20 protein-coding genes are annotated in these 23,064 nt (G+C 69.7%); 11 read left to right on the forward strand and 9 right to left on the reverse strand.

Annotated elements, in window-relative coordinates:
• Positions 1–9: 9 nt before the first annotated feature.
• Together FKO37_RS19135 and FKO37_RS19140 are read right to left on the reverse strand one after the other, a co-directional pair.
• Positions 10–1,686 (reverse strand): right-handed parallel beta-helix repeat-containing protein, encoded by a 1,677-nt coding sequence (locus FKO37_RS19135; RefSeq protein WP_238605300.1) that lies wholly within the window; start codon positions 1,684–1,686, stop codon positions 10–12.
• Between the two features lie 142 nt (positions 1,687–1,828).
• Positions 1,829–2,725 (reverse strand): SMP-30/gluconolactonase/LRE family protein, encoded by an 897-nt coding sequence (locus FKO37_RS19140; RefSeq protein WP_238605301.1) that lies wholly within the window; start codon positions 2,723–2,725, stop codon positions 1,829–1,831.
• A gap of 69 nt (positions 2,726–2,794) precedes the next feature.
• On the opposite strand from FKO37_RS19140, the gene FKO37_RS19145 reads away from it, so the two are divergent.
• Positions 2,795–3,256, forward strand: coding sequence for an Lrp/AsnC family transcriptional regulator (locus tag FKO37_RS19145; RefSeq protein WP_238605302.1), 462 nt, complete (start codon positions 2,795–2,797; stop codon positions 3,254–3,256).
• A gap of 19 nt (positions 3,257–3,275) precedes the next feature.
• On the opposite strand, the gene FKO37_RS19150 is transcribed toward FKO37_RS19145, so the two are convergent.
• A complete protein-coding gene (locus FKO37_RS19150; RefSeq protein ID WP_238605303.1) occupies positions 3,276–4,151 on the reverse strand; it encodes an alpha/beta hydrolase in 876 nt (291 codons plus the stop codon).
• A 101-nt stretch (positions 4,152–4,252) separates the two neighbouring features.
• Between FKO37_RS19150 and FKO37_RS19155 the strand changes: the two genes are divergently transcribed.
• The 8 genes from FKO37_RS19155 to FKO37_RS19190 all read left to right on the forward strand — a co-directional run bounded on the left by FKO37_RS19155 (position 4,253) and on the right by FKO37_RS19190 (position 13,311).
• The gene (locus tag FKO37_RS19155; protein WP_238605304.1) at positions 4,253–5,089 is read left to right on the forward strand and encodes a helix-turn-helix transcriptional regulator; all 837 of its coding nucleotides are present in this window, start codon (positions 4,253–4,255) and stop codon (positions 5,087–5,089) included.
• Between the two features lie 128 nt (positions 5,090–5,217).
• Positions 5,218–6,399: an ABC transporter substrate-binding protein gene (locus FKO37_RS19160; RefSeq protein WP_238605305.1), complete on the forward strand. Its 1,182-nt coding sequence runs from the start codon at positions 5,218–5,220 to the stop codon at positions 6,397–6,399.
• Positions 6,396–7,478, forward strand: a complete 1,083-nt coding sequence (locus FKO37_RS19165) for an iron ABC transporter permease (RefSeq protein ID WP_238605306.1) — start codon at positions 6,396–6,398, stop codon at positions 7,476–7,478. The genes FKO37_RS19160 and FKO37_RS19165 overlap by 4 nt, the downstream gene beginning before the upstream one ends.
• Positions 7,469–8,227, forward strand: a complete 759-nt coding sequence (locus FKO37_RS19170; RefSeq protein ID WP_238605307.1) for an ABC transporter ATP-binding protein — start codon at positions 7,469–7,471, stop codon at positions 8,225–8,227. The genes FKO37_RS19165 and FKO37_RS19170 overlap by 10 nt, the downstream gene beginning before the upstream one ends.
• A 293-nt stretch (positions 8,228–8,520) precedes the next feature.
• The gene (locus tag FKO37_RS19175; RefSeq protein WP_238605308.1) at positions 8,521–9,501 is read left to right on the forward strand and encodes an ornithine cyclodeaminase; all 981 of its coding nucleotides are present in this window, start codon (positions 8,521–8,523) and stop codon (positions 9,499–9,501) included.
• Complete coding sequence (locus FKO37_RS19180; RefSeq protein ID WP_238605309.1) at positions 9,492–10,832, forward strand: alanine racemase; 1,341 nt, start codon at positions 9,492–9,494, stop codon at positions 10,830–10,832. The genes FKO37_RS19175 and FKO37_RS19180 overlap by 10 nt, the downstream gene beginning before the upstream one ends.
• A complete protein-coding gene (locus FKO37_RS19185; protein ID WP_238605310.1) occupies positions 10,829–11,884 on the forward strand; it encodes a PLP-dependent cysteine synthase family protein in 1,056 nt (351 codons plus the stop codon). The genes FKO37_RS19180 and FKO37_RS19185 overlap by 4 nt, the downstream gene beginning before the upstream one ends.
• Positions 11,885–11,904: 20 nt before the next feature.
• Positions 11,905–13,311 (forward strand): MATE family efflux transporter, encoded by a 1,407-nt coding sequence (locus FKO37_RS19190; protein ID WP_238605311.1) that lies wholly within the window; start codon positions 11,905–11,907, stop codon positions 13,309–13,311.
• 28 nt (positions 13,312–13,339) lie between these two features.
• Here FKO37_RS19190 and FKO37_RS19195 read toward each other — a convergent pair whose 3' ends face one another.
• Entirely contained in the window at positions 13,340–14,431 is a 1,092-nt protein-coding gene (locus FKO37_RS19195) for a sensor histidine kinase (RefSeq protein WP_238605312.1), read from the reverse strand.
• Positions 14,428–14,901: a response regulator transcription factor gene (locus tag FKO37_RS19200; protein ID WP_238605313.1), complete on the reverse strand. Its 474-nt coding sequence runs from the start codon at positions 14,899–14,901 to the stop codon at positions 14,428–14,430. The genes FKO37_RS19195 and FKO37_RS19200 overlap by 4 nt, the downstream gene beginning before the upstream one ends.
• Before the next feature lie 169 nt (positions 14,902–15,070).
• Between FKO37_RS19200 and FKO37_RS19205 the strand changes: the two genes are divergently transcribed.
• Both FKO37_RS19205 and FKO37_RS19210 read left to right on the forward strand, forming a co-directional pair.
• Positions 15,071–15,586: a DUF2076 family protein gene (locus FKO37_RS19205; protein ID WP_238605314.1), complete on the forward strand. Its 516-nt coding sequence runs from the start codon at positions 15,071–15,073 to the stop codon at positions 15,584–15,586.
• A 13-nt stretch (positions 15,587–15,599) separates the two neighbouring features.
• On the forward strand, positions 15,600–16,691 hold the full coding sequence (locus FKO37_RS19210; RefSeq protein ID WP_238608292.1) for an esterase family protein: 1,092 nt from the start codon (positions 15,600–15,602) through the stop codon (positions 16,689–16,691).
• 15 nt (positions 16,692–16,706) lie between these two features.
• Here the strand turns inward: FKO37_RS19210 and FKO37_RS19215 are convergent, their stop codons facing one another.
• From FKO37_RS19215 to FKO37_RS19230, 4 genes are all read right to left on the reverse strand, one after another.
• The gene (locus tag FKO37_RS19215; protein WP_238605315.1) at positions 16,707–18,470 is read right to left on the reverse strand and encodes an ABC transporter ATP-binding protein; all 1,764 of its coding nucleotides are present in this window, start codon (positions 18,468–18,470) and stop codon (positions 16,707–16,709) included.
• Between the two features lie 35 nt (positions 18,471–18,505).
• On the reverse strand, positions 18,506–18,886 hold the full coding sequence (locus FKO37_RS19220; protein WP_238605316.1) for a hypothetical protein: 381 nt from the start codon (positions 18,884–18,886) through the stop codon (positions 18,506–18,508).
• Positions 18,887–19,154: 268 nt separating this feature from the next.
• Complete coding sequence (locus FKO37_RS19225; RefSeq protein WP_238605317.1) at positions 19,155–21,620, reverse strand: bifunctional lysylphosphatidylglycerol flippase/synthetase MprF; 2,466 nt, start codon at positions 21,618–21,620, stop codon at positions 19,155–19,157.
• Positions 21,617–22,918: an esterase family protein gene (locus FKO37_RS19230; protein ID WP_238605318.1), complete on the reverse strand. Its 1,302-nt coding sequence runs from the start codon at positions 22,916–22,918 to the stop codon at positions 21,617–21,619. The genes FKO37_RS19225 and FKO37_RS19230 overlap by 4 nt, the downstream gene beginning before the upstream one ends.
• Between the last annotated feature and the right edge of the window lie 146 nt (positions 22,919–23,064).

The raw sequence follows: 23,064 nt of genomic DNA on the forward strand, positions 1-23,064 counted from the left end.
TCCTCCCGGTCAGGTGCGGTGGTCGGGTGTCGCTTGCTGGACGACGGTGTTGCCCCAGGTGAGCACGGACTGGACGACGTCCCCGTGGATGACCGGGCCGTGGTAATTGTGCACGATCTGCGGTGGCTCGGGCTTCGGCTCGACCTCGATCACCCGCAGCGGCGAGCGGAACTCTTTCAGCACGGCGCTGCCGTTGTGGTGCACGGCGCAGCCCTCGGACCCGTTGACGTCGACGTTGCGGACGAGAGCCGTCGCGCCGTGCAAATTCAGGCCGGCGGTCGTCGTGCCGGTGAAGACGCTGTCGTCGAGAACCAGGTTGGCCTTCTCCGCGACGAAGACGCCCATGGACGGCGACCCGGAAACAGTGAGTCGCCGTGCGGTCAGCGTCGCCTTGCCCAACACGGCCCCGCCACTGAGTTCGGTGTCGCTGGCCTCGCAGTCGTGCAGGTCCAGATGGGCGCTGCTGCTCGCGCTGAACGCGATCTGGCCGCCGGACACACTGCAGTTCGCGGCGCGCATCGACGAATTCTCGTGCCCGAGCATTCCCACGAGCTCGAAGTCGCGCACTCGTGCGTCGGTGACTTGAACGTCGGCGGTTCCGTTGGCCTCGACCGCGACGGGGCAGCGCGCGACGTGCAGCCGGGTCAGTTCGGAATTCCCCTGGCCCGCGAACCGCACGGCGGTGTTGTCCAACCCCTCGATGACGGTGTCGGCGGCGACCAGGCGCGCGTTCTCGACGTAGATCCCGATGTTGCCGCCGTCGAAGCGACAGCCGCTCAGGACCGGCGTGCCCTGGGTGGCCACGAACATGCCGAACTTCCGCGCCTGCCGGACCGTGACGTTCTCGAACCGTCCGGCCCCGCGGGTGTTCACATCGATTCCGGCCACCCGGGGGTTTTCGAAGGTGCATCCGCGCACGAGCGGGTCGGCGCCGTCGGCGACCACCAGCCCGGTGTCGGTCGGGCCGACGTGCGTGCCGGTGATCGTGCCGCGGGCCCCCTGGGCGTAGCGAATGCCGGTGGTCTGGGCGGCTTCGATACGGCAGTCGGCGACGTCGAGGCTCCCGTTCTGGTCCGCGGCGACCGCGGCGTCGCCGGTGCTGGTGAACCGGCAGCCGGTCACGGTGACGCGGGAACCGCGGGAGAGCAGGCCGTGGACCCGGCACCGGTCGAATCGGCTGTCGCGCACGGTGACGTCGGCGCCGGCGGTGGCCCACAGCCCGGTGTTGGCGGAGTCGGTGAACACGCAGCGTTCGAGCAGGGCGTGCGAACCGGTGAAGAGTGCGCGGCCGTACTGCAACTCGGTGTCCGTCACCGTGACCGAACTGCCGGGCGGCCCGTGCAACGCGGCGGTGTCCCCGTGCGCGACGAGGGTGCACGCGCTGATCGCGAGGGTGCCGGCAGCACAACGGGCCACGTCGTTGTCCCGCGCCCGGAGCACGAGGCCCTCCAGCCGGACGGTGCCCGAGGCTACGACGCCCGCACCGGTCGGCGGGCAGATCTCCACCGTCCCGGGCTGCCGCGCGGCGATCCGCACGTCCCCCTGCACGAACAGGCTTTCCGGATAACGCCCCGGATCCACCTCGACAACGCACGACCCCCGCCGCCCGGCGGCACTGCGCAGTGCCGACTCGATGCTCCGGTGAGCTCCGCGCTTGCCGGGCGAAACCCGGAGTCTGACCGCCATCCCGTCCCCTCCTGTGGCTCCCGAGCATAGCGGTGAGCGTCTCGTCGCACGGGGAACAAGCGAGAGTGCGTTGACCGGAGTCGACCGTCCCCGCCTCAGGCCGAAGCCGTTCGCGATCAAGTTGCCGGGTGGGCGATTCCGGTCAGCGAACCCCGTTGAAGTTGACGCGCAAGGTGTAGACCGAACTGGACGCGGTGATGAACAGTTCGTTGCGGCGCGCTCCGCCGAAGGTCAGGTTCGAGCAGATCTCCGGCACCAGCAGCTTGCCGATGCGGGTGCCATCGGGAGCGAAACAGTGCAGTCCGTCGTGGGCGGCTGCCCAGACTCGTCCTGCGGTGTCCACCCTGAGCCCGTCGAAGCCGCCGTTGTCGGAAGTGCCGAATACCTCGCCGCCGGTGAGCTTGCCGTTGTCGGTGACGTCGAAAACCCTGATGTGGCTGGGATTTTGCCGCGTGTCCGCGATGTACAGCTTGCTCTCGTCCGCGGAGAAGGCCAGTCCGTTGGGGCGTTCGAAGTCATCTGCGACGATCCGGACCTCTCCGTCCGCCGGGTCGACTCGGTAGACGTGGCAGGCACCGATCTCGCTTTCTGCTTGGTAGCCCTCGTAATCGCTGTCGATGCCGTAGCTCGGGTCGGTGAACCAGATGGATCCGTCGGATCGTTCGACGACGTCGTTAGGGCTGTTGAGCCGTCGGCCGCGATAGTGCTCCGCGAGTACGGTCACGCTGCCGTCCGGTTCGGTGCGCGTGACGCGGCGGTGGCCCTGCTCGCAGCTGACCAGCCGCCCCGCGCGGTCTCTGGTGTGGCCGTTGGCGTAGCCCGAGGGCTGCCGGAACACGCCGACCTGGCCGGTGGTTTCGTCCCAGCGCAAGGTCCGGTCGTTCGGGATGTCGCTGAACACGAGGTATCGGCCGGCCGGGAAATAGACCGGTCCCTCGGTCCAGCGGCATCCGGTGTGCAGGCGCTGCATCCACTCGTCCCCGTTGCAGCGCGCGAACCGCTCGTCCAGCACTGCGAACTCAGTCTTGACCAGGTCCACTGATTACCCCCAGGTTCTGAATGTCATCTCGTTGAGAGCTTGTCTTGCTGAACCTGGTATCGTCAAGGAGTGGATGACTTGGATCGCAAACTCCTCGCCGAGCTGCAGCGCGACGCCACCCAGGCCTATGCCGCGCTGGGGCAGGCCGTGGGATTGTCCGCGGGCGCCGCGCACGAGCGGGTGCGGAAGCTGCGCGAACAGGGCGTCATCCGGCGGACCACCGTCGACGTCGATCCGGCGGCGGTCGGCCGGGGAGTGGCGGCCTTCGTGCTGGTGGAGGCCAATGCCTGGATGGGTGACTCGCCGACGAGCGAAGCGATCGAGGCGCTCCCCGAGGTCGTCGAGGCGCACGTCATCGCGGGCCCGGCGGCTCTGCTGGTGAAGATCCGCACGTCGACTACGGAGGAGCTGCAGGCATCGCTTCGTCGCCTCTACGCGATCGACGGAGTCACGAGCACCCAGGCGATCGTCGTCCTGGAGACCTTCTTCGAGCGTCCGCTCGACACTGTTTCCGGGAGCGCCGGACAGTAGAGACCAAGCCGCCCAACGGTCACAGGTGCTTGCCGAAGAACTCGGCCAGCTTCTCCGCCGCCGGGCCGACCGCCGCCGGGCGGTCGTAAAGGTCCACATGGGACGCTCCGGGGACGCGGAACATCTCCTTCGGACCAGTCGCCCGCTGGAACGCCTCGATGCTCATCCACCCGGTCTCGGCGCGGTCGCCGACGATCATCAGCAGCGGCCGCGGCCCGAGCAGCGAGAGCGGTGCGAACGCGTCGAAGAACGCGAGCCGGTCGATGCTGTCCCAGGTCAGCGTCTTGGCGGAGCGGGGGTGCGCGCCGCGCGGGGTGCAGTAGTACTCCCAGCCTTCGTAGGCGTGCTGGCCGGCGGCGCGGGCTTCCTGTTCGTTCGCGGGGAAGACCGGCAGGCCGCCGGGCGCGGTGCGGGAAGCGGTCAGCATCGCGTCGAACACCGCCGGGTCCTGGGTTCCGTCGGCGCCGAGGCGCAGCTGGCGGGAGACGTCGGCGGCGCTGACCGTGGCGACGGCTCGCACTCGGCGGTCGGTGGAGGCGGCGGTCAGCGAGTAGCCGCCGGACGCGCAGATGCCGAGCAATCCGATCCGGGCGGGGTCGATGTCCTCGCGGCCGGTCAGGTAGCCGACTGCGGCTTTGAAGTCCTCGACTCGCTGAGCGGGGTCTTCAAGTCCGCGCGGCAGGCCCTCGCTTTCGCCCTGGTAAGCGGCGTCGAAGGCGAGAGCGGCGTAGCCCTGCGCGGCCATCAGTTCGGCGTACGAGCCCGCGGTCTGTTCCTTGACACCGGTGCCCGGGTGCCCGACGACCAGCGCGGGATGCGGGCCGGGGGCGTCGGGGAGATAGAGGTGGGCGGCGATGCGGAGGTTGTTGCTGAGGAAGGAGATGTCGTTTCGCATGTCTCCAGCTTCGGCGCGGTCCAGGGGCCGAACCAGGGACAGTGCTGCCTATGCATCCCAGTACCAGGCAAGCGGCCCCGCCCGCACGGCACACTGGTGGCATGGCAAGCGAACTGGGCGACTTCCTGCGCGCCCGCCGGGCGGCGCTCGATCCGCGGCAGGCAGGGTATCCGGACGACGGACGGCGGCGGCGCGTCCCCGGGTTGCGGCGCGAGGAGCTGGCTCAGCTCGCACACCTCAGCATCGACTACGTCGTGCGGCTCGAACAGGGCCGCACGAACCGCGTTTCCCGGTCGGTGCTCGACGCGCTGGCCGATGCCCTGCAACTCGCGCCGGACGAACGCGCGTACCTCTTCACGGTCGCCGACGTCGCGCCGGTCTCCCCGCGGCAACCGGCCCGGCCCGAGGTCGCGCCCCGGCTGCGGCAGTTGCTGGACACGATGCGCGACGTTCCGGCCATGGTGCTGCACCGCCGGATGGACGTGCTGGCCTGGAACCGCGGAAGCGCCGCCTTGCTCACTGACTTCGAGAAATTGCCGGTGGCTGAGCGGAATTTGATCCGACTGACCTTTGTGGACGAATCGTTCCGGTCGCTGTACGCCGATTGGCCGCGGGCCGCGCGCGAGTGCGTTTCGGTGCTGCGGATGGAAGCCGGCCGCACGCCGCACGATCCCGCGTTGAGCGCGCTGGTCGGCGAGCTTAGCGTGCGGGACCCGGATTTCCGGCGGTGGTGGGCGGATCACCAGGTGCGCGGGCCGCGTGCGCTGTCGAAGGTCTATCGCCATCCGGTCGCCGGGAAACTCGAACTCGACGTGCAGCAGTTCACAGTGGACACTCATCCGGAGCAGCTGCTGGTCGCCTATACCGCGGAACCGGGTTCGGCGAGTGAAGAGGCGCTGCGGTTCCTGCTGCAGTGGTCTCCCGAGCAAGCCCGCTGAAACGCAGTTCTTCTGGTCCGCACGGAATCGGGCGGGACACATTCTCGTTTCCGCATGGATGAATCCGGCCGAATCGGGGCGATTCGGTCAGGGCATTGCGCACGGCGGGTCCACTGTTAAGGTAAGGCATGCCTAACTTCCTGACCTGGCTCCGTCGACGCCCGGAACGGCTCCGGCCGGGCGCAGTCCTGCTGGCGGCGGTCCTGGCGGCCGGGGCGTGTTCGGCGCCGCAAGGCGCGGACGCCGGTGCTGCCAAACAGCCGCTCACCGACGTGCTGGGGCGGCAGGTCGAGGTTCCGGTGCCGGCGAAGCGGATTCTGCTCGACGGGGCGCGGATGCTGTACACGACCGCGTTGCTGGACAAGGAGGATCCGCTGCGGGGGATCGTCGGGTTGCCGAACGACCTGGAGCAGAACGATCCCGATTCCTGGCAGCAGTACCGGAAGGCGTTCCCCGGGCTCGACCGGATCCAGCGCACCGGGCAGGTGTACGACGGGTCGTTCTCGGTCGAGGCGGCGCTCCGGCTCCGGCCGGACGTGTTCGTGATCAGCGCGGCGAACTTCAAGGCGGCGCAGGATTCGGGCGTCGTGGACAAGCTCGACCGGGTCGGCGTTCCGACCGTCGTGGTCGACTACTTCGAGAATCCGCTCGGGAACACGGTCCCGTCGGTGCGGTTGATGGGCAAGCTGACCGGCCGGACCGCCCGGGCGGACGCGTTCGCGGCTTATTACCAGTCGGCCATAGATCGGGTCCGGTCGCGGCTGGACAGTGCGCACCAGCCGCCGACGCCGACGTTCCTGTGGCGTGCGCCGGGGTATTTCGACTGCTGTTCCAGCTTCGCGAAGTCCAATCTCGCCAAGATCGTCACCTTCGCGGGCGGGGCGAATCTGGCCGACGACGTGCTGAAAACGCGGCAGGGGACGGTTTCGCCGGAGACGGTCTTGAGCCGGAACCCGGACGTCGTCATCGCGACCGGTGCGGACTGGGCGCCCGGCACCCCGGCGAAGGCGGGTTCGTTCGTGTCGCTCGGGTATGCCGAGAAGCCGGAGGACGCGAAGGCCCAGTTGCAGTCGATCGTCCGGAAACAGGCGGGATTCCCGCAGCTGAAAGCGGTTCGCGAGCATCGGACGTACGCGGCGTGGCACCACTTCTACGATTCGCCGTACAACTTCCTTGCTGTGGAGTGGTTCGCCAAGTGGCTTCACCCGGACCTGTTCCAGGACGTCGATCCCGACGCGACGATCCGTGAGCTGCACGCGAAATTCCTGCCGGTCCCGTACCAGGGCACGTTCTGGACGGAGCTGCCGTGACGGCTCAGGCTGAACTGGCGAGCCCGGAAGTCCGCGTCGCGGAGGTCGTCGACGCACACCGCGGCCGGGCCCGGCGCAAACGGCTGACCGTGACGGCGTTGGTGCTGCTGACGATTGCCGTGGCCGTGGCGGACATCGCGGTCGGCGGCGAGGCGCTCGGAATCGGGGACACGGTGCGGGCGATCTTCACGCCGTGGGACGCGCCGGCGATGGACACGGAGATCGTCTGGCACCTCCGGATGCCGATGACGGCGACGGCCATTCTCGTCGGCGCGGCGTTGTCGCTGGCCGGGGCGGAGATGCAGACCGTGCTGAACAATCCGCTGGCCGAGCCGTTCACGCTCGGGGTGTCGGCCGCGGCGAGTTTCGGGGCGGCGCTGAGCCTGGTGGCGGGCGTGTCGGCGATCCCGGTTCTCGGGCTGGTCGGCACGGCCGGGATGGCGTGGATTTTCGCGATGCTGACCAGCGCGGTGATCATCGCGTTCAGCGTGGTGCGCGGCCCGCACACGGAAACCATGGTGCTGCTGGGGATCGCGATGGTGTTCCTGTTCACCGCGCTGCTGTCGCTGATGCAGTACGTGGCGTCGGAAGCGCAGCTGCAGCAGGTCGTGTTCTGGACGCTGGGCAGCCTGAGCCGGGCGACCTGGCCGCAGGTCGGGATGCTCGCGGTCGTCGTGCTCGTCGCGGTTCCGCTGGTGCTGCGGGCTTCCTGGAAACTGACCGCGATGCGGCTCGGCGACGACCGGGCGCGGGCGCTGGGCGTGCGGGTCGAGCGGGTGCGGATCGTGGTGCTGGCGGGGATTTCCCTCGTCGCGGCGACGGCGGTGTCGATCGCGGGCAGCATCGGGTTCGTCGGGCTGGTCGGCCCGCACATCGCGCGGATGCTGGTGGGGGAGGACCAGCGCTATTTCGGCACCGCGTCCCTGTTCGGCGGGGCCTTTCTGCTGTGCGCGTCGTCGCTGGTGGCGAAACTGCTCGTGCCCGGCGTGCTCGTCCCGGTCGGGATCGTCACCTCGATCGTCGGGGTGCCGGTCTTTCTCGGGCTGATCCTGTCCCGCAGGAGGACGCTGTGGACCTGACCCTGCACGTCGAACGGCTCGCGTTCGGCTACGGGCGCACTCCGGTGCTGCGCGAGGTGACGCTGCCCGAGGTGCGGGCGCCGGAGGTGACCGCGATCGTCGGGCCCAACGGTTCGGGGAAGTCGACGTTGCTGCGGTGCGTCGCGGGGTTCCACCGGGTCCGGGGGAGAGTCCGGCTGTCCGGGCGCGACGCGGCCGCACGCCCGGACGGCGGCGGAATCCTTTACCTGCCCCAGGATCCGCCGCCGCCGAGCTCGCTGACGGTCTTCGAGGCGGTGCTGGTCGCCCGGAAGCTGGGCGGCGGCAGACGGGACCACGACGACCGAGTGGCGGCGACCCTGCTGACGCTCGGCCTGGACGGGCTCGCCACCCGGCGGCTGTCCGATCTCTCCGGAGGGCAGCGCCAGATGGTCGGCCTGGCGCAGGCGATGACGCGCAGACCCGACGTGCTGCTGCTCGACGAGCCCACGAGCAATCTCGACCTGCGCAACCAGTTGCGGGTGCTGCGGATCGTCCGGGAGCTCGCCCGCGACCAGCCCGCGGCGGTGGTCGCCGTGGTGCACGACCTGTCGCTCGCGGCCCGGATCGCGGACCGGATCGTCGTGCTGCACGAGGGAACGGTGCATTCGTCGGGGTCGCCCGCCGAGGTGATCACCGCGGACCTGCTCGGCGAGGTCTACGAGGTGGAGGGAACCGTCCAGCACGCCGCCAACGGGGTGCTGACGGTCGCGATCGCCGACAGCATCTGAACACTTTTCTTGTGCCGCAACGGTTTTGCCGGGCGAGGCAGCGGTGTGAGGTGCTTCACGACGCGAGTACTGGGGCGGACCGTTTTCCCAGGCTGGGCTGGGCCCGCGGTGCCGGAGGATACTTCGACAGCCGGAGAAAGTTAGGTGAGCCTTGCCTAAGTGTGACGGGTCGGTTACCGTCGCTGCGACGCGGTCGGCGCAGCCGCCCGCGGACCGCCGGGAATGCGCTTCCCGGCCGGAGACCCGATTTCCACGCGCACGGTTCCCCGTTTCGATGGTGAGGGATTTTTCAGATGACGCAGCCCGATTTCCACGTGTTCACCCGCAGCGATCTGGCCGACGTGGCACTGGGCCCGGAGGACGTGATTTCCGCGGTACGGCAAGGATATCTCGCGCTGGCGGCCGGGGATTCCCGCTGTCCGACGAAGCTCATGATGCCGCTGCCGGATCAGGCGCGGGACGCGGTCGCCTATTCGATGCTCGGATTCGACGCGAATTCCCAGCAGGTCGGATTCAAGACCTCGTACCGGCAGGGAAACGACAACCGGGACAAGTACTACACGGTGATCAGCCTGTACGACGACACGACCGGACTGCCGTTCGCGCTGATGGACTGCGACCGCGTCGGAGCGTCCCGGACCCCGGCGACCACCGCGCTGATCGCGCAGGAATGCGCCAAACCGGACGCGCGGTCGGCATTGCTGATCGGCACCGGGGTGCAGGGCCAGCTCACCCTGCCGTATCTGCAGACCGCGCTGCCCGGCCTGGAACGGCTGATGCTCTTCGGTACCGCGCCGGAAGGGATCCAGGCTTGCGTGGACGCGTTTCACCGGTATTTCCCGGACCGGGAGGTCGAAATCGTCGACGACGTTCCGGAAGCCGTCGCCGAGGCGGACATCGCGGTGGCGGCGTCCGGGCGGGCCGCGCATCCGAAGGTCAAGACGAGCTGGCTGAAACCGGGTGGATTGCTCATTTCGGTGTCCAGCAAGGGAGTCGACTCCTCGTCGCTGCGAGACGCCGACTACGCGCTCGCGACGAGCGAGGGCCAGCTCGGCGTGACCGGGTCCCGTTTCGACGACGGAGAAGGGAAGGCGACCATCGACGCGGAATTCCCGGACGTGCTCGCCGGGCGCAAACCCGGACGGCGTCGTCCGTCGGACCGCGTGTTCGCCTTCAGCAGCGGAATGGTGATCACCGACATCCCGGTCGCGCACGCGCTGGCGACCCGTGCGATCGAGGCCGGCCGAGGGACGCGGGTGCGGCTGTGGAGCTGACGACGTCGACGATCTCCCTGCCGGCCCGCCAGGCGGACTGGGCCCGGCAGGCGCAAGAGGACCCGGTGCTGCTGGGCGAAATCGCCCGGGCAGTGGGCGGTCCGTTCCACGTGCTGCACCCGCGGCGGTTCGCGGACAACCTTGCCGCGTTCACCGACGCGCTCGTCGCCGCGGGAGTGTCCGGGCAGGTGTATTTCGGCAAGAAGGCGAACCGTTCGGCGTGCTGGGCGCCCGAATGCGCGAACGCCGGGGCGGGCGTCGACGTGGCCAGCGTGCCCGAGCTGGTGGCTGCGCTGGCGGGCGGCGTGCGCGGCGAGGACGTCATGGTCACCGGGGCGGCGAAGAGCGGCGATCTCGTCTGGCTGGCGGCCCGGCACCGGAGCTTGGTCGCGGTCGACGCGCTCGACGAACTGGACCGGGTGCTCGCGATCGGCCGTTCCGCCGAGCCGGTCCGGATCCTGCTGCGGCTGGTGCCGGACACCGCGCCGGGAAGCCGGTTCGGGCTCACCCCGGACGAGGTGACCGCGGCGCTGCACCGGTGCGCGGACGCGGGTTCCGCGGTGCGGATGGAGGGATTCTCCTTCCATCTCGGGGGATACGAGGTCGCGCCGCGTGCGCGGATGGCCGCGGCGGCGCTCGCACAATGCCTGCGGGCGCGGGAGTTCGGGCTGCCCGCGGCGGCGGTCTCGATCGGCGGCGGGTTCGCGGCGAGCTATCTCGAACCGGCGGACTGGACGCGGTTCACCGAGGAGTACCGGCCGTCCTGGTTCCACAATGGACAGACGTTCACCCATTTCTATCCCTATCACCAGTCGCCGACCGGCGCGGAGATGCTGGCCGAGGTGCTGGCGAGCCCGGTGCCCGGCGGGGCGACGATCGCCGCCGAATTCGCCCGGACCGGGACGGAGTTGCTGCTGGAACCGGGGCGGGCGCTGCTGGACCAGGCCGGGTTCACCGTCTTCCCGGTGCAGGGCTTCAAGGAACGCGGCGGCTACGGGATCGTGACCGTGGCCGGGCTCAGCATGAGCGTCTCCGAACAGTGGAAGGGCAGCGAGTTCCTGCCCGACCCGGTGCTGTGGCCCGGCGACGGGCCCGGCGAACCGGTCGCGGCCTGCGTGGGCGGTTCGAGCTGTCTCGAATACGACATGCTCAGCTGGCGGAAGATCCCGTTCCCCCGGCCGCCCGCGCACGGCGACCTGCTCGTGTACCCGAACACCGCCGGATACCAGATGGACAAGAACGAAACCCGTTTCCACGGCCTTCCGCTGCCCGCGCGGGTCGTGCTGGACCTGCCCGGCGCGGGCTGGCGGATCGAGGGGGAGGGCCGGTGAACGAGTTCATCCCGCGCCGCGGCCGCGGCATCGTCTCGCACGTGTCGGAGCTGATCGGGCGCACGCCGTTGTTCGAGCTGTGCACGACCGCCTCGGGCGTTCGCCTGCTGCTCAAGCTCGAACAGTTCAATCCGACCGGTTCGGCGAAGGTGCGCATGGCCGAGCAGATCATCGCCGACGCGGAACGCGAGGGCAGGCTGCGGCCGGGCGGCCGGATCGTCGAACCGACCTCGGGCAACACCGGGCTGGGGCTGGCTCTCGCCGCGCTCGAACGGGGATACCGGTTCACCGCGGTGGTCGATCACCATGCCAGCAAAGACAAATTGCGCGCCATGAAAGCGCTCGGCGCGGAACTCGTCTACGTGGCCGACGACGGCAGCGGCACGCTCCGCTCGGTCGAACGCCGCCGGGTCGCCGCCGAGCTGGTCGCGGCGGACCGCGAGGCTTACTGGCCCGACCAGCACAACCATCCCGGAAACGGCGGCGGCTACCGCGAACTGGCGAAGGAGCTGCTCGCCGACGCCGGGCAGGTCGACTGGCTGATCGGCGCGATCGGCACCGGCGGGTCCCTCTGCGGCACGGCCCGGGAGCTGCGCCGGCTGCGCTGCCCGGCGCGCACGATCGCCGTGGAACCGGACGGCTCGATCATCTTCGGCGCCCCGCCGGGCCCGTACCGGCAGACCGGAAGCGGCAGCCCGGCGGGGTTCCCGGTCGGGAAGAACGTGTGCCCGGAGCTGATCGACGAGGGCGTGCAGGCGTCCGATGTGGACGCGTTCGCGACCGCACGCGCGCTGGCCCGGCACACCGGCCTGATGGTCGGCGGATCTGCGGGCGGCGCGATTCACGTTGCGCTGGAACGGATCGACGCACTGCCGCCGGGCAGCACCGCGGTGGTGCTGGTGTGCGACGCGGGCGAGAAATACCTGGACAGCGTCTACGACGACGAATGGCTGCGCGAGCACGGGCTGCTCGCGCCGGACGTCGAAGAGCGAGTCCTGGAACGGCTGACGCGACATACTGAGGTCGGCCACGCACTGCAGTGGGTGTCGTGAACACGAGGAAGGACCGCGCAATGCCCCCGACCCGCTGGCTGGCCTGGTACCGCCCGCTGCTCGCCGTGTCCGTGCCGATCGCCGGGATCCAGCTCGCGCAGGTCGCGCTGACCACGACCGACCTGGCGATGCTCGGCGGGATGAGCGTGCGCGCGATCGCGGCGGGCGGACTGGCGATCACCCTGTACAACCAGGTCCGCACAATGTGCGTGGGCACCGTCACCGCGGTCGGCAACCTCGTCGCCGCAGCGGCGGGCCGCGGCGAAACCCGTGCTGGCACTGATCAGCTGGACGAGCAGGCGCGCACCGAGGTCCGCGACACCGTGCGCGCGTCCTTCCTCGTGGCGACGGCGGTCGGCCTGCTGGCCGCGCTGGTCCTGATCGGACTGGGCTACGCCTTGGCCTGGTTCGGCCAGGACGCCGACGTGCTCGCACTGGCCCGCCCGACGATGCTCGCGCTCGCCCCCGGCCTGATCCCGATGCTGTGGCTCAACGTGCTGCGCCAATTCGCCGTCGGCATGCGCCGTCCGGGGTCCCTGCTGTGGGTGACCATCGGCTCGGTGGGCGTCAACATCCTGCTGGACGGCGGATTCGGCTACGGCTGGTTCGGGTTCCCGGAACTCGGCGCCCCCGGCGTCGGGCTGGCCACCACGATCGTTCAGTTCCTGAACTGCTTCGCGTTCCTGCTGATCCTGCGCCGCGACGACCATCTCGCGCCCCTGCTGTCGGCGGGCTTCAGCCGCCGGGAACTGCCGACGGCGCGCGAAATCCTCCGCCTAGGGATCCCGATCAGCCTCACCTACGGTTCCGAAGCCGGCATCACCTCCGTCGCGACGGTGCTCATGGGCAGCTTCGGCCCGGCGACACTGGCCGCGCAAAGCGTGGTGAACCAGCTCGTCTACATCGTGTACCAGCTGAACATCGGTCTGTCCCAAGGCTCGTCGATTCTGATCAGCCGGGCGGTGAGCCGCCACGACCGTCCCGAGGTCACCCGGATCGCACGACAGGCGCTCACCCTGTCGGTGGCCGCGATGACGGCGGCGGGCCTGGTGTACCTCGTCGCGCCGGGCTGGGTGCTCGGGCTGTTCCTGGAGAAGCACCCGCCGCCGGAAGTGCTGTCGCTCGCGCACACGCTGCTGCTCTTCGGGATCGCGCAGCAGTACCTGAAGGGAGCGCAGAACGTCTGCGTCGGCCTGCTGCGCGGCCTGGGCAACACGAAAAGCGGCTTCCGTGCGACCCTGCTCGGCTATTGGGTGATCGGAATTCCCGTCATGGTGCTGTGCGGCTTCGGCCTAGGCTGGCACGGACCCGGGATCTGGCTCGGACTGTGCTTCGGCTTCGGCGCGACCGCGGTGCTGCTGCTGCGGAAGTTCGCTCAGGAGCTCGCTAGTACGCCGAAACTGGCCTCGGTGCGGTCCGCGACGTAGCAGTGCTGCCGGCCATGGCACCGCGTGGTCATCGTTGCCCGTCGGTGCGGGGGAGGCGGAGTTCGAGCCGGAAACCGCCGTTCGGGGTCGGGGCGGCTTGGACTGTTCCGCCCAGCAGCGCGGCGCGTTCCTTGATGCCGAGCAGTCCGTGGCGGGCGCTGGGCAGGGCCAGGACCGGACGGGTCGGCGGGGTGTTGGTGACGGTCACGGTGAGGTGCGTGTCGTCCTGCGCGAAAGCGACGGCGGCCGTGCTGCCGGGGGCGTGTTTGCGGACGTTGGTGAGCGCTTCCTGGACGGTGCGGTAGATCGTGCGCTGGACTGCCGTGTCGGCTCCCTCGGGGGCGGTTCCGGTCACTTGCGTTTCGATTCCGCTGCCGGAGAGCAGCCGGTCCAGGTCGGACAGCGTCGGCTGCGGGGTCAGCCCGGTGGTGCGGCTGCCGGAAGCGCGGAGGAGATTCACCATGTGCCGCAGTTCGTCGAGGGTGTCGACGGACAGTTTCCGGACGTTCTCGGCCGCTTGCTTCACGTTCGGCTCGGTCGTGGAGACGCTCAGCGCACCGGCCTGGACGGCGATCAGGCTGACCTGGTGGGAAACGACGTCGTGCATCTCGCGGGCGAGCTGGTTGCGTTCCTTGGCCAGGGTGGCCTGTGCGTCGAGGACGCGTTCGTGTTCCTGAGCGGCCCGGATGTCCTCCAGCCGCAACGCGAGTTCGCGTTGCGCGCGCACCAGCCGGCCGAAGAAGATCGGCGCGGCCGCGGTCATGGTCGCGTAGATCAGGGTGAGCACGGTGTCGGTGCGCGTGGGCTCGAACTGCAGGCCGGGTGCGAAGTAGCCCACCGCGGCGACGAGTCCGCAGGCGATGAGCAGCCATCGATGCGAATACCGCAGGGCGACGGAGTACAGCGCGATGAGCGTGGCGATCACCGAGCCGATGAGGACGAGCGCCGGCAGGGTGAGCACGAAGGCGGGGATCGTCCACTTTCGACGGAACAACAGCGCGCCGATGGCCACGACGGCGACAGCGATGTCCCAGGGCTCGGTCGGCTGGTTGAACCCCGCGTCGAGGGCGGCGACGGCGATCAGGCCGGTTTCGACGAGCAGCGCCTGTGCCCGGGTCACGGTTCGTGGCTCTCGAGCAGGCCGGCGCGCTGGGCGACGAGTGCGGCTTGCACCCGGCTGCCGACGCCGAGCTTGGTGAGAATGGCGGACACGTGGTCCTTGACCGTGCCGACGCTGACGTGGACGCGCTTCGCGATGTCCCCATTGGACAGACCGTCCGCGATGAGGATGAACCCGGCAGCGCCCGAGCGCAGCGCGGTGGCGATGTACTCGTCGGAGTCGAACGTGGTGAGCATCGCGACGACCGGCGGGCTGGCCAGGCCGCGCAGCTGCCGCAGCACGGTGAGACCGTCCACGTCGGGCATCCGGATGTCGAGCAGCACGACGTCGGGGCGCTGCAGGCCGGCTTCCTTCACCGCCTGCGCACCGCTCACCGTCGCGACCACCTCGATGTCGCCCGCGGCCTGCAGGATGAGGCGGAAGCCGGAGCGCACCAGCTCCTCGTCGTCGACGACGACCACTCGAATCATGACCCCAGTCTCGCCGGAACCGGGCCGTTCCGGCCATCCGGGGCCCGGCGACACGCCGGTGGCCGACCGGCTGGAAACCGGCAGCCGGGCGACGGGGAGTTCACGCCGGTTCACCGGTGTCCGCGGCGGCAGCGGCTGCCGAGGATGGAACCCGACGAAGGGAGCTCCCATGGACAACCAGGATCGCGAACTGATCCTCGGACTGGCGAACCGGCTGCGGCAGGCGCACCCGGTGGCGAAGGAGCCGGAGGCCGCCGCGCTGATCGCACAGCAGGTCGCGGCACAGCCGGACGCGGTGTACCTGCTGGTGCAGGCGGTGCTGGTGCAGGAGGACGCGCTGCGCACGGCGCAGGCGCGGATCGCGGAGTTGCAGGCCCCTCAGCCGCCTGTCTACGGGCAGCAGGCGCAACAGCCCCAGCAGGGTGGTGGCGGGTTCATGTCCCGCATGTTCGGCCAGAACCGGGACCAGGCGGGGCCGCCGCCCGCCGACGCGCCGCAGGGCCGCTCCGGCGGCGGTTTCCTGAAGACGGCGGCGGCCGCCGCGGCCGGGGTGGCCGGAGGCGCGCTGCTGTTCCAGGGCCTGAACGGGGCGTTCGGCGGGCACGAAGCCGTTGCGGGGGAACAGCACCACGGCGACGAGGGCTGGGGCGAACCGGTCGGCTGGAACGACGGCGAGCAGTGGTGAGCCGGGCGGCGTGATGGGCTTCCCGGTCCCCGAGGAGGTAGCCGGACACGCCAGGGCGGCGGGCACACTCGAGTCGCCGTGGGTGTGGCTCGGGTTCGCCGCCCTGGCGGTCGCCTGCGCGGTCGCGGCGATCCTGATGCGGCGCCGGAGGTCGGCGCGCCGGTCCGGGACCGCCCTGGCCGTGCTCTTCGCGCTGCTGGCCGCGGCCGCCTTCGCCAACGCCCGGGTCGGCTACGTTCGCTCGGGCACGGACCTCGCCTTGCTGCTGCAGCGCACCGGCCACTTGCGCGACCTCGGAATGACGGACGACGACAGTCCGGCTTCCGGGCCGTGCGGTCCGCTCGCGGAACGGCTGACCGTCGCCGACCCGGGCGACGGCGTGCCGGCCGGGCGCAATTTCGTCCTCCTCCCGCCCGGCTACGACGACCCGGCGAACCAGCACCGGCGGTATCCCGCCGTGTACCTGATCCACGGCGATCCCGGCGGCCCCGAAGACTGGCTGACCGCGGGCGACGCACCCGGGACATTGGAACAGTTCTCTCGGCTCCGGGCGCTGCCGCCGATGATCGTCGTGAGCGTCGACCTCACCGCGGGCCGCCCCGGCTTCAGCGGGGAGGGGCTCGACCTGCCGAGGGGCCCGAAGCTGGAGAGCTACCTGGTCCGCAGCGTGCTACCGGCGGTCGACGCGCGCTACCGGACCCTCCCGGACCGGGGGCAGCGGGCTCTCGGCGGCATGTCCAGCGGTGCGTTCGCTGCGCTGAACATCGGCTTGCACCATGTCGACGCGTTTGGGGCACTGTTGCTGGCTATGCCCTATGACACTCCCGGCAATCAGCAGGCGCTCCGGGCCGCTAATACGCCGCGGGACTATCTCCGCGCGATGCCGTTCCCTCGGCCGGTGAGTGTCATTCTTTCCGCCGGAAGCCGAAGCCCCGGTGATGTCGGGATGGCTCGGCGGATCGCGGAGGGGTTTCGTGCTCGTGGGCAGCGAGCGGTTGTTCGTCTTGAGGACGGTTTCGGCCATACCTGGCGGACGGCTCGCGCGTCGCTGCCGTACTTGTTGGCATTCGCGGCTGGGGTTTTCGCCAGCGCGCCGCCCCGATGAGGCCCTGGGGCGGATTCAACCGTTCTTTGTAGACAGACGATCCTCGCCACTGAGCAACTGGGTCGCGGCGAACGCGGCGTACAGCGGATCGCTCGCCGCCAGCTCGTCATGCGTGCCGAGCGCGCGGACCGTTCCGTTGTCGAGCACCGCGATTCGGTCGGCTTGGGTGACGGTGGACAGCCGGTGGGCCACGACGAGGACGGTCGTGGTCTTGGCCGCGGCGGTCACCACGTCCCGGATGGCCAGTTCGTTCACCGCGTCCAGCTGCGAGGTGATCTCGTCGAGCAGGAGAAGGCGAGGACGGCTCAGGAGTGCCCGCGCGAGCGCGATCCGTTGCCGTTCGCCGCCGGAGAGGGTGTTGCCTCGATGTCCGATCGGGGTGTCCAGGCCTGCCGGGAGGCTTGCTACCAGACCGTCCAGCCGGGTCTGCGCCACCGCTTCCCTGATTTCGTCATCGGTGGCGTCGGGGCGGCCGTAGACGAGGTTGTCGCGCAGGGTGCCCGACAGCAGCGACGCGTCCTGTTCGACATACCCGATCGCCGCGCGCACAGCGGACAGGTCCCATTCCGCGAGGTCGGTCCCGTCCAGGCGGATCCGGCCCGACGTCGGTTCGTAGAACCGTTCGAGCAGCGCGAACACCGTGGACTTGCCGGTGCCGGACGGGCCGACGAGAGCGGTCGTCCCGAGGGCCGGAATGCGCAAGTCCACTCCGCGCAGGACTTCCGGCAGGTCCGGGCCGTACCGGAACCGGACGTCCTCGAACACCAGCTCGGCCGCGTGCTGTCCGTTGGCCGACGGCTTGGCAGGCGAAGCGGGTTCGGCGGGGGCCTGTTCGACCTCGGCCAGCCGGCGCACGGCCGCCAGCCCGATCTGCAGCCTGCTGCCCGCGTGCAGCAGCTGGCCGATCGGCTCCTCCAGATAGAACACGTACAACAGGAACGCGACCAACGCGGACAGGGGCATCGCACCGGTCGCGACGCGGGCGCCGCCGATGCCGAGCACGGCGAGAAAGGACGCCTGGACCGCGAAGGTATTCGAGCCGTGGACGAGCGACTCCCAGCGCGCCGAGCGAATGCCCGCCCGCCACGCTCGTTCGGCGCCCTCCTCGATCGCCGCGGTCTCCCTGGCTTCGGCGCCCGAGGCTTTGACCGTCCGGAAAGCGCCGAGGACGCGCTCCATTCGCGAGCCGGTCTCCCCGACGGCTTCCTGGGCGGAGCGGGTGGCTTTTTCGATCATCGGCATGCCCGCGCCGGCGAGCAGGCCGACGACCAGCAGCACAGCCGCCGTGACCCCGAACAGGACGAGGTCCATCGCGGCCATCATCACGGCCATCACGACAGTCGTGACCGCACCGGTGACCAACCCGACGAGCGCGTGCGTGCACACCTCGCGCAGCAGGGTCGTGTCGCTGGTGAACCGGGACAGCAGATCGCCCGGTTCGGTGCGCTGGACCGAGGGCACCCGCAGCGACAGCACCTTCCGCGCGAACCGCTTCCTGGCGACCAGCACGACCGACTCCGCGGCCCGTTCGAGCAGGTAGTTCCCGGCGATCGCGACCAGCGCCCCGGCCAGCGCGAGGCCGACCAGCAGCATCAGCAGGCCGGTGATCGCGTCGCCCGTCCCCAGCTTGTCCACGAGCGACTTCGCCGCGAGGGGCTGGGCGGCCGCGGCGAGACCGCCGAGCAGGACTAACAACCCTCCGAAAAGGACAGTCCGCCGCTGAGGCCGGATATAACCCGTCAGCAGCCGCCAGGTCGCGCGGTCGATCGAGGTGCGCACGGGTCAGCTCCGTATTCCGTGATGGTGGTGCGAAGTCAGGCTTTTCCGTTCCAATACAACGGCTTGGCGCGGCCGAACTGGACTTTGATCGTGACGTCGGAAGGGGCCGACGGCACCGGAACAAGCAAATCGACTGTGCCTTCTTTGCCGGGCAGGATGTCGGCCTTCAGCTTGTCGCCCGCTTTGCTGGCATCGTCGACGACGAGCTTCGCGGGGTTCTCGCCGACGGTGGCGGTGAAGGAGAACTCGTTGGCCTGCAACGCTTGCTGACTGGTGTTCTTGACTTTGACGCCGAACTTCAGCCCTCGGACAAGGTCTTTCGCTCGCGCTGGATCCTGCGGAAGGTCCTGGGGAGCGGGCCGGGCCACGGTGATGACGCCGCGGTGCCCCTTCGCGTCCTCGCCGAAGGCCAGCACGGATCGCTGGGCGGCGGAGGAACTGGCCGCGTTCGTCGGCCGGTGAGCATTCTGCGGGCTTCCGCAGCCCGCCAGGACGATTCCGGCCGCGGCAAGCAGCATAATGCAGCGTTTCACTGTCTCTCCATGATTTCGGGTGCCAGAGGCGGCTCTCGCGAAGGTAAGCCGGTGCGAGAACCGTCGGCAAGCGGATCGGGGACATCGCGGACGGGTGGCGATCAAGTCCAGCCAGTCGGCTGGCCGACCCCCGCCGTGCGGGTGCCGGCTTTCAGGAACGGGTACGGCCCAAGAGTCCTCGAGCGAGGCGCAGGTATTGGGCCGCGGTCGCGTTCGGCAGGTAGGCGCGCGCGACCGCGTTGCCGATGCCGGGCAGCGCCGTGACCGCCGGGTAGACCAGATACAGCGGCTGGTACGCGGGCTGGAACTTCGCTTTGAAGGCAAGCAGGCTGCGGAAGCCGTAGATCGGTTCGATCGCCCGGCCGGTGAGGTCCAGCAGCTTTTCGAGCGCCCCGCGCACCTCCGGGTCCCGGTTCGCCAGCGGGGCGCCGGACAGGCTGAGGAAGGCCGCGCCTTCTTCCTTGGCCCGCAATGCCATCGACGCGATCAGGAATTCCATCACCCCGGGAAACGCTTGCGGCGCACGGCGCATGACATCCAGCGTCCACGCGACGATCGCGCCCTCGCGGTAGACCGGCAGCCAGCTGGTGACGCCGTGGACGGCGCCCGACGAGTCGACGGCGACCAGGCATCGGACGTCCGGCTCGGTCAGTTCGCGGAGCGTGCCGAGGGTGAACCGCATCTCGGGCATTCCCTTGCCGGAGACCCATGCCTGCGACACCGACTCGATCTGGGCGGCGAGCTGCTCGTCGGTGCCGGGGTAGTCGGCGAACTTCGCCGTCACGCCGAGTTTTCCGGCTTTGTTGAGCGCGCTGCGCACGTCCTGCCATTTCTTCCCGCGAAATACAAGATCGGACAGCGGCACGACAGCTTCTTCGGCTACCTGCACTGCTTTCCAATCGGGAAGGCGCTCCCGCATCGCGTCCGAGACCGCATAGAAACACGGTGTCCATCCGTTCTCGGCACAGAACTCGACGAATTTCTCGATCGAGGACGCATGCGAGTCTGGTGGCCCGACCGGTTCGGACGTCGTCAGCGCGACCCCGCCGATCACTCGGTAGGCGATCACCGTCGGCCCTGCGTCGTCGAACCAGTAGTCGTTGCCCCGCCAGGTGATCATGTGCGACATGGTCCCGCCTCCGTAGCGGCGGAGCAGCTCTTTGGCTCGCGTCCGGTCAGACGCCCGCCGCGCGACCCGGGCGTGCACGAAGGTCGCCATGCACCCGAGCAAAACCACGCCCCAGAACAACGGGCCGGTCCATCGGTACAAGAACAGGGCAGCGTTGTCGACGGGGACGAATTCGATGGGAAACGCTTCGAGATAGCCGGGAGGCAAATAGCGCATGGGCAGGTCGAGCAGAACCTGCGAGAAAGACGGCATCGGGTCGAAGACGGCGCCGGTCGTGTACAGGGCGGCGACATATGCGGTGGAACAAACAGCGAACGTCACGCCGGTCACCGTCGCGAATCGACGGTACGTCCGCCGCGGCGCGGCTACCCGGAACCAGCGCCGGGTCGCGACCAGGACGCCGATGACGAGAAACGGCTGCAGCAAAGGGACACTCGTTTCGAGCCAGTCGTGCAGCGTCATCCGCGCCGGGGGTTCGCCGGTATCCGAGTCGTAGGCGAGATACCAGCGGAGGAGGAGAACGCCCAGCACCGCGAGCGCGAGGTTCAGGCAGAGCGCGCTCCACCACGCGAATCTGCGTCCTCGCCGCAGTCCTTCCGCCATGACCAGCATCAGCAGCACCGGCAGAATCGACAGGAACGCCGGTCCCGCGCCGGACATCCGGAGCGTCGCCCGCAGTTGCCGGCAAGCCGATGCCGGACCTGGTTCAGCACAGGTCTGCGCGACCGCCTCGAGATCGGGAGTGGGTGCCGTCATCAGGAATTGCAGCACCGACAGCGGTCCTTCGGCAGTCTGCGTGACCGTGGCGATCAACGGGCCCGCGGCCGAGGCCGCGAGCACCATCGCGACGACGAGCCTCGACTCGGTCCGGTTGCGCACCGTTTTCTCCCGGGCGGGCCCGGCGAGGAACCAGCCGAGCACGAGACCGGAGCCGACCGCGCACAGCCGGATCGCGTCCTGGGCGAATCCCGCGTAGAGCAGGCACAGCACCGTGGTCAGGACGAGCGCCAGCCGGATCCGGGCACCCCACGGGGATTTCATCCGCCAGCTCGCCGCGGCTGCGGTTCCCATCGCCGCGGCCGTGGGCGTGACCACTGACGCCGAGGACAGATCCATTGCCCAGGAGTTCCCGAGCGCAGCCCCCACCGTGATCGCGGAGACTGCGATGACCGCACCGGCTACGTGGGTGGTCACGAAGAGCACCGCGGTGCGGAGCGTGCCGACGGACTGCTCGGCGAGACCGCACAACAACGCTACGACGATCGAGGCGCCGAGGTAAGAACCGAGGTCGCCCGCCCACAGCATTGACGTGAACGGAGCCCACCAAGCACCGGTCACTGCCGTGTCCACACCCACCCCGACCCGGGCGTCCGGCCCCGTGAGGACGCTGTCGGAGAGCAAGCCGACCGTCCAGAAGAGCACGAGGAAGCCAGTGGTGAAGGGGAGTTGTCGCGCCGGCCAGGCCAGCGTTTTCCCGAGTCGGTTCATTTCGCGGTGATGCCCATTCGTGTGGTGAGCCAAGGCAGCGCCCGTTCCAGCCCACCTGCCCATGCGGTCCAGTCGTGCGCGCCAGGGGTCTCGGCGAAGCTGACGTCCAGGCCGTTTCGGCGGCACGCCTCGAACACGGCCTTCTGCTGTGGTCCGAACTCGGTGTCGGAGCTGCCGACCGCCAGGAATCCGGCGGTGTGCGGAAAGCGCCGGGAAGCCAGCAGATCGAGCGGGTTCACCGCGCGGAAGCGGGCCGCGTCTCCGTCGAAGGCCTCCCGGACGGTGCTTTCCCGGTCGCCGAGCGTCGGCTCCCGCTGTCCGGACAGGTCGAGGAACGTCGGGAAGGTCGCCGGTCTGCGCAATGCCAGCTGGAGCGCGCAGGTTCCCCCGTAGGAGAAGCCGCCGACCGCCCAGTGCCTGCGGTCCGGATCAACCTGGAGGTGGCGATCGATCCATTCGGGCACGTCGCGTGCGAGATAGGTTTCGGCGTTGCCGAGCCGGGAGTCCAGGCACAGCGGGTTGCCCAGGAGAGAGCCGGTCGAATCGGGCATGACCACGATCGGAGCCAGGCCGTGCCGAGCCGCGGCCACGCGGTCCATGCGCTGGGCGAGCCGCCCTCCGGCGACCCAGTCTCGCGGTGCGCCGGGTTGTCCGTGCAGCAGGACGAGGACGGGCAGCAGCGGACGGTTCGGTGCGAAATAGGCTGGCGGCAAATACACGTAAGCCTTGCGGGACGTGCCGAACCCGGACCGCCTCGCCGGCACCGTGACCTGCGTCAGCGCGCCGGTAGCAGGCATCGGGCCCGTCGGTTTCCAGACCTGTTCGAGCGGCACGCCGGGCGTGGCCAGTGTCGGCGACGGAACGGGTCCGGGCACCGCGCTGAACGAGATTTCGCCGACGGGCGGGATTCCCAGCGCGGTGCGCACCGTCGGGTATTGGCCGTAGAAAGCGTTGACCTTCATCGCCGCGGTCACGACCACCACACCGGCAGCCGCCAGAACGAACGTCCGTTTGCGCCATCCGCCCCGCCAGCGCGCCGCGCCGAGCGCCAGCGCTCCGATCCCGACGCCCCACCACGCCACGACTCGCCAGGGCAAGGCATCGGGAAACGGCCGCCACATCGTGTCTACGATGATGACCGCGACCAGGCAAGCGAGCGCCACCCCGGCGGCGACGAGCGGAACCGTGCGCACCCACCAGCGCCTGTCGCGGCGGGCCAGAAGCGCGATCCCGCAACCGATCCCGGCCGCGGTGAGGACCGCGGGCACCGGCCCGTCGATCAGCGACCAGTCGAGCATCGTCGGGTACTCGGTCGCGAGCGGGGCGGAACGTTCTCAGTCACCATGGGACCGAAAGTAGGTCGCGACCCGTCTCGCCGAGTACCTGTCGATCAGCGGAAACGCGCCGCCAGGTGGCCGGAAACCGGCATCCGGTGAGCTGGGAG

Origin of the sequence: Amycolatopsis sp. Poz14 (assembly GCF_006704225.1) — a bacterium.
In the GTDB taxonomy this organism is placed as follows: domain Bacteria; phylum Actinomycetota; class Actinomycetes; order Mycobacteriales; family Pseudonocardiaceae; genus Amycolatopsis; species Amycolatopsis nivea.

What these genes read in the sequence shown, in the direction of transcription:
- FKO37_RS19175 (WP_238605308.1), top strand. Translation starts at nt 8,521, where the DNA reads ATGACGCAGCCCGATTTCCACGTGTTCACCCGCAGCGATCTGGCCGAC.
- FKO37_RS19190 (WP_238605311.1), top strand. Translation starts at nt 11,905, where the DNA reads ATGCCCCCGACCCGCTGGCTGGCCTGGTACCGCCCGCTGCTCGCCGTG.
- FKO37_RS19155 (WP_238605304.1), top strand. Translation starts at nt 4,253, where the DNA reads ATGGCAAGCGAACTGGGCGACTTCCTGCGCGCCCGCCGGGCGGCGCTC.
- FKO37_RS19230 (WP_238605318.1), bottom strand. Translation starts at nt 22,918, where the DNA reads ATGCTCGACTGGTCGCTGATCGACGGGCCGGTGCCCGCGGTCCTCACC.
- FKO37_RS19135 (WP_238605300.1), bottom strand. Translation starts at nt 1,686, where the DNA reads ATGGCGGTCAGACTCCGGGTTTCGCCCGGCAAGCGCGGAGCTCACCGG.
- FKO37_RS19160 (WP_238605305.1), top strand. Translation starts at nt 5,218, where the DNA reads ATGCCTAACTTCCTGACCTGGCTCCGTCGACGCCCGGAACGGCTCCGG.
- FKO37_RS19200 (WP_238605313.1), bottom strand. Translation starts at nt 14,901, where the DNA reads ATGATTCGAGTGGTCGTCGTCGACGACGAGGAGCTGGTGCGCTCCGGC.
- FKO37_RS19205 (WP_238605314.1), top strand. Translation starts at nt 15,071, where the DNA reads ATGGACAACCAGGATCGCGAACTGATCCTCGGACTGGCGAACCGGCTG.
- FKO37_RS19150 (WP_238605303.1), bottom strand. Translation starts at nt 4,151, where the DNA reads ATGCGAAACGACATCTCCTTCCTCAGCAACAACCTCCGCATCGCCGCC.
- FKO37_RS19225 (WP_238605317.1), bottom strand. Translation starts at nt 21,620, where the DNA reads ATGAACCGACTCGGGAAAACGCTGGCCTGGCCGGCGCGACAACTCCCC.
- FKO37_RS19210 (WP_238608292.1), top strand. Translation starts at nt 15,600, where the DNA reads ATGGGCTTCCCGGTCCCCGAGGAGGTAGCCGGACACGCCAGGGCGGCG.